Consider the following 5,528-nt stretch of genomic DNA (forward strand, 5'->3'; position numbering starts at 1 on the left):
ACGCGGTCAGGGAACAGGCATTCCCACAGTCTTTGAGACTTGGACAAAAACGTTCTCCTGACCACCCCATAAATCTGATTAGAACTCATAACGTCATAACAAATTTATAACTCTTTCATACCTGACAAGTAGAAGAACCGGAATGACAGAAGGAGAGAGCAGGAATAATAAGAGAGAGAAATGAAGCTTATAAAAGCAAGAAGAGTTTAACCCAGCATTTTCTCTAGATATAAGCAACGCACTTGCCATTATGGGCGGCGCATGATAAATTCTTTCTTTATCGACACCATACCAAAGAAGGATTCACTTTTATGACTGGACAAGTAACAACTCCCAGAGTTTTTACATTTTATCAGTATGACCCACCGGCAGCTCATGTTTTAAACATGCAAGTAAGGCCGAAAACGGCCATCATTCCCGAAACAAGTATCAGCATTTACAATACCTTTCTTTTTGAGCGGCCTGTCCTCTATATAGAGATGCACCAAAAAATGCAGTTACCCCCCCACATTCAATCTGATCATCAATTTATGAAGTACCTCAGTGCCTGCTCCTTATCAATCCCCAATGAACATTTGCCTTCAACCCTCTCACCTACCAGTAAAGTCATCCATACCCATAAGATCAATGAGGCTTTTTCTATGTTCACGCGGCTTGCGAATGAAAAATTTCCACCCGCAGCGCATTACTTGGGGCTCTGTTTTTTAACTGGAAACGGCATTGTGCAAAATACAGATCATGCAGTCCGTTATATACAAATCGCAGCTGATCGTGGGTTTACACCAGCACAAGTTACTCTAGGATACCTTTATGAGAACGGCATAGGTTTTCCTACAAACTTACGACTGGCCGCCTCTCTCTATCAACAAAGCATAAAGTACAATAACGCTTTGGGTTTCTTTCTGCTGGCTCAATGTTATGAGTACGCTAAAGGCGTTCCAGAAAATCTACGCAAAGCCTCAGCCCTATACCAAGAAGCTGCCAAGCTTGATATGTTAGCTGCCCGTCATGCCATAAATCGAGTCTACGGCAAAATTGTAAACGCAGGGCCTACTCTGACAACAATGATCAGAGCTGTTCAGCCTGACTCGCCTCCTGAAATACCTTTTGAAATGCCTCTTTTCCCGCTTTTACTCCCACCCATTCCGGACCCCATTCCTTTACCACAAAAAAGAGTAGCAGAGAGATCTCGGACAAAAACATCAGCCAGCAAACGAATCGCCAAAGGAAAAACCAAATCCTAAAACCTTATATAACAATGCAAAACTCCGGATTCTTCTACTTCCCTTTCCAAACGGCTGTTGGTAAATAAAGGAGCGGCTTGACTCAAAGCATCTCTCTCCCCTTCGCTTTCTTGCCAACCTTTCACCCAAAACTGAAATAATTTCGGTAGGCTCCCTGGAGCCAGATCAGCAAAAAGATGACCACCCAGCAGTACGGGCTCACCAATATACAAACTTTCTAATTTCGGCGCTGCTCTTAAAATTTGCTGGAACAGAGCTGTGGTCAGAAATTTAGTTGCGATCACAAGCTTTTGTAAATTGGGCATGCTGTTTGGCTGCAGGGCATCCAAATGATCCGGTAAAAAGACATCATCCTTAATCACCAATTGCTTCAGATTCGTGCATTTCAAAAGCACATTCACAAACCTCTCTGCATAGAGAGTAATACCCGCATGAGAAAAATTCTTAACAAACTGAGACTCACTGACTGTTAAAAGAGGCCCTTGGCAATCCTGCATCACCAAATTTGAAATCCATGGCATTGCTGAAAAATGTGTATCCAGTTCCACAATTTCTAGAGGATGATTCAGCCTGACGACTGTCTTTTCTAAAAAAGGAAGACGCCTGATCATATGCGTCTTTATCAAAGAATTCGCTGTAATAAGATGACCATCCTTATAAGGTGGCCAATCCGCATTCGCAGATAAATCTGACAGGCCTCCGAAAAATAGATTTTGATCAATCTCAGAAACATAGTACTGTTCAATAGACTTGACTGTAAAGAACTGAAAAAGTCCTAACTCCGTCAATCGATGGAAAAAATCGTTCTTTAATATACAGCCTTCCTGCTCATCTGCCCATAAATTGAGAACCACATTTTCTGCCTGCACCTTAAGAAGCAATTGCTCTCTGAGGGACATTAGAAACGTATTTACCAAATGAAAACAATTCTTTGAAACCAAGCGTAAGGTCAACAGAGTTTCCGGTGTTAAAAAAGGAAAAAGAAAAGTTGAATAGGTTGTAAACCAGTCATTCTCGGATTCAAGATAGCGTCGCTGTAATGAATCGAGAGAGACAGAAACCTGAACACCTTCCCATATAGCCAATTTTTCTGGAGTTACGCGTATTTCAGTACAAGTATTTTGTATGTGAGCCATGAACATTCTCCTTTATCATAGAAAACATAAATCACTCAAAAAAGTCAAGATCAAGATCATTTCTTGGGCATGACAATGGTAAAGCACACTTCTCCCCTTACTTTCTTTGAGACTGCTGCGAAAGTCAATGAAACCAAAATTACAACTTTCTTCCGTCATTCAGAGTCGCCTCAAGGCGACGTGGAATCTCATGTAATCAAGAACTTAGTACAATTTTTGTTGAGAAGCTGCAGAGACTCCACGGGCCTTGCCTCCTACGCACTGCGTGCTTCGGCGGCCAAGTAAGGCCCTCTGAGTGACGCGGATTAGATTTTCGCAGCAGTCTCTTTCTTTATACCACAAAAGAAATCACCGTGGGGAAATTTTATAAAAACAATTGACTTAAATAGGTTGACGCCCGCCGAAGCTCAACTGTTTGCTCAATTCTTTCTTGAGTGAGATGCTGCAAAAGTTGAATGGCTGGGTAATTATATTTGTTCTTAAAATATAAAAGCGATGCGGCAGGCTTTTTATCTGACACTTTCACCTCAATCATGGTTTCAAGCTCTTGATTTTTAACAAAAGCGAAATCTACCTCATGACCATCCTTGGTGCGCAAATAATGAAGCTTGCAATCTTCGCCCAGATAATCCTCTCGCGCATAGGCGGCCTTGAGCAGACTCAGCGCTACAAAATTTTCAAAACGAGCTCCAGCATCTCCTTCAACAAGACCTATGTCGAAAAAATAGATCTTCGGCTCTTTTAAGAGACTACGGGATATGTTCCGTGAAAAAGGCGTCACTCGAAAAATAATATAAATAGCCTCAAGCAATTGAATATACTCACGAATTGTAGTTGGCGATACGCCAATGTCCTCCGAGAGCGATTGATAAGAAATGGTCGAGCCAACCCTTTGCCGTAAAAGCCGGAAAACAAGTTGAAATGCCTTTATATTGCGAATGGAATCAAGCTCAAAAATATCCGTGCTCAGTAAACTATTGATATATTGCATCCGCCAGCGCTGAGCCTCGATTCGGTCCTCCGATAAAAAAGGCTCTGGAAAACCGCCTCTTTCCATGAGATTTTCAACCGAAGAAGGGTGCCCTACTTTATCAAGTTCTGCCAGCGAAAAAGGCAAGAGACGATGCCGATAATATCGACCAGCCAATGAATCTCCAAGTTGATCATAAATATCAAGACACGCACTTCCCGTTACCAAAATTGACAAAGTTTCTGGCTTCGTATCAAACAATCCTTTGAGATAATTTTTCCAGTCCGGCATTTTGTGTAATTCATCCAAAATGATTAAATCTGTGCCCGGCAACCAGGACTGCCCCTCTATAATCTGCCGATCTTCAAACTGATCATAATTCAGATAAAGACTCGATTTATAATTTTTGGCAATATCCTTTGCAAGCCAAGTCTTACCTGCTTGACGAGGCCCAACCAGAAAGACCATCTTCTTCTTGAGACCTTTTAATATTGCATCTTTTTGATATCTTTTCATACGACTATTCTGCACCATAATGGAAAAAAGTCAAGACTATTTTCCAGTACAGCGGGGAAAAGTCAGAATTGATAATGGCAAAGCATAAATATCTTTACTTTATGTAAATAGTATCATATAATAACTTCAACAACATTTTAAAAATCAATTTATTATTATATAAGGAACTTATTATGTCACTCATTTTGCCAGCAAACCCACAATCTCAAATGTCAATCCATAGTCCTTCAATTGATGAGCCAGAACCGGTGCGCGTGTATGCTTATTCATTTAAACTAAACACTTCATCCACTCTCTTTAAACTAAACACTTCATCCACTCTCAGTAAAAGAATCGAGCCTCACAACATCTATTTCGATGGAAACAATAGCATCAGAGAGACAAAAATCTTTGAAAGACATATATTATTCATAGATGATATCAATAAAATTCCTGAAGGCCCTCTGCGTTCTTTCTTTGAAGCTATGTCTTATCTTATTCCCAACGATAGGTTACCTGAAAATCTAGATTCACAAATAAAAAATCAACATAGATACTCACCTACCCAAAGCTTAGAGACCTTAGAAAATTTATTATTACCCCCTCTTCCGAACGATACATTTCTGCCTATTATTCAAACTTTACTTGCTAGATTACACGGCGGTGAAGTAGCTGGCATAAGCCAAAATTTCCAAAAATCGATTGAATTATTAAAATTAGCTGTTGATCAAGGATATGCTCCTGCACAACATCATTTTGGATTGATGAATCATGGCGTTATAGACTATCTTCCCAGAAACCTTAATGAAGCTGCTCGCCTATATAAATTAGCTGCTGATCAAGGATACGCACCAGCGCAGAATGAACTTGGCGTAATGTATGACCGCGGTGAAGGCAATCTTCCCAAAGACCCTATTGAAGCTGCTCGCCTATATAAATTAGCTGCTGATCAAGGATATGCTCCTACCCAATACACTCTTGGGTTACGGCATATGTTTGGGCGTCCGAGAAACCTTAATGAAGCTGCTCGTCTTTTCAAATTAGCTGCTGATCAAGGATATGCTCCCGCACAAAGTGCTCTTGGCTCAATGTACTACCACGGTGAAGGCAATCTTCCCAAAGATCTGATTGAAGCTGCTCGCCTATATAAATTAGCTGCTGATCAAGGAGAAATTGAAGCAAAATTTATGCTTGAAAAGTTATCACCACACCAAGCTATGCCAACGCCAAAAACACCAGAAACACCAGACCAGGAACCACCGGAAGCTCCACACCCTGCTCCTGCGCCGAAAGCACCACCAATGTCAGGCCCCGCTCCTGCTTATCAAGCTGCTGTCCTGTCTTTACAAGATCAATTAAAGAACCAAGGACAAACAATCTCTTTACAAAGACAAGAAATACTTGAGGGACAAAAGTACGAGGATGAAATGCGCGGACTACAAAACAGCGTAATGACCGTTCAAGAAAATGAACTTAAAAGATCAAGCAATTCACCAGACTCAGCGGCAAAGAGACTCCGCCCTGATGCTGAAGCAAATGTTGATAAGGGGTGATGGGGGCATAGCAGCAATAGTCAATTCAACCCCCAAAAAAAAGCTTGACTTTTCATTTACCAAATGATAAAATACCCTCAATAACATTCTAAAAATCAATTTATTATTATATAAGGAACTTATTATGTCA

4 protein-coding genes are annotated in these 5,528 nt (G+C 40.8%); 2 read left to right on the forward strand and 2 right to left on the reverse strand.

Translation table 11 applies throughout. The annotated features are described in order from the left end of the window. Window positions 1-311: 311 nt before the first annotated feature. Window positions 312-1,244 carry a sel1 repeat family protein gene (locus KBF71_08720; protein ID MBP9878393.1) on the forward strand — a complete coding sequence of 311 codons (933 nt, stop codon included), beginning with the start codon at window positions 312-314 and terminating at the stop codon, window positions 1,242-1,244. Here the strand turns inward: KBF71_08720 and KBF71_08725 are convergent. Both KBF71_08725 and KBF71_08730 read right to left on the reverse strand, forming a co-directional pair. Further along, complete coding sequence (locus KBF71_08725; protein ID MBP9878394.1) at window positions 1,241-2,380, reverse strand: hypothetical protein; 1,140 nt, start codon at window positions 2,378-2,380, stop codon at window positions 1,241-1,243. The two genes, KBF71_08720 and KBF71_08725, sit on opposite strands and share 4 nt — an antisense overlap. 364 nt (window positions 2,381-2,744) lie before the next feature. Beyond that, entirely contained in the window at window positions 2,745-3,866 is a 1,122-nt protein-coding gene (locus KBF71_08730) for an ATP-binding protein (protein ID MBP9878395.1), read from the reverse strand. A gap of 173 nt (window positions 3,867-4,039) precedes the next feature. Between KBF71_08730 and KBF71_08735 the strand changes: the two genes are divergently transcribed. Then, the gene (locus tag KBF71_08735) at window positions 4,040-5,398 is read left to right on the forward strand and encodes a sel1 repeat family protein (protein ID MBP9878396.1); all 1,359 of its coding nucleotides are present in this window, start codon (window positions 4,040-4,042) and stop codon (window positions 5,396-5,398) included. Window positions 5,399-5,528 lie beyond the last annotated feature (130 nt).

The sequence above is a fragment of the Alphaproteobacteria bacterium genome, assembly GCA_018063245.1.
Classification (GTDB): domain Bacteria; phylum Pseudomonadota; class Alphaproteobacteria; order JAGPBS01; family JAGPBS01; genus JAGPBS01.

Excerpts from the sequence above, each read along its gene's own strand:
- KBF71_08730 (MBP9878395.1), bottom strand. The coding sequence starts at position 3,866 with ATGAAAAGATATCAAAAAGATGCAATATTAAAAGGTCTCAAGAAGAAG.
- KBF71_08725 (MBP9878394.1), bottom strand. The coding sequence starts at position 2,380 with ATGGCTCACATACAAAATACTTGTACTGAAATACGCGTAACTCCAGAA.
- KBF71_08735 (MBP9878396.1), top strand. The coding sequence starts at position 4,040 with ATGTCACTCATTTTGCCAGCAAACCCACAATCTCAAATGTCAATCCAT.
- KBF71_08720 (MBP9878393.1), top strand. The coding sequence starts at position 312 with ATGACTGGACAAGTAACAACTCCCAGAGTTTTTACATTTTATCAGTAT.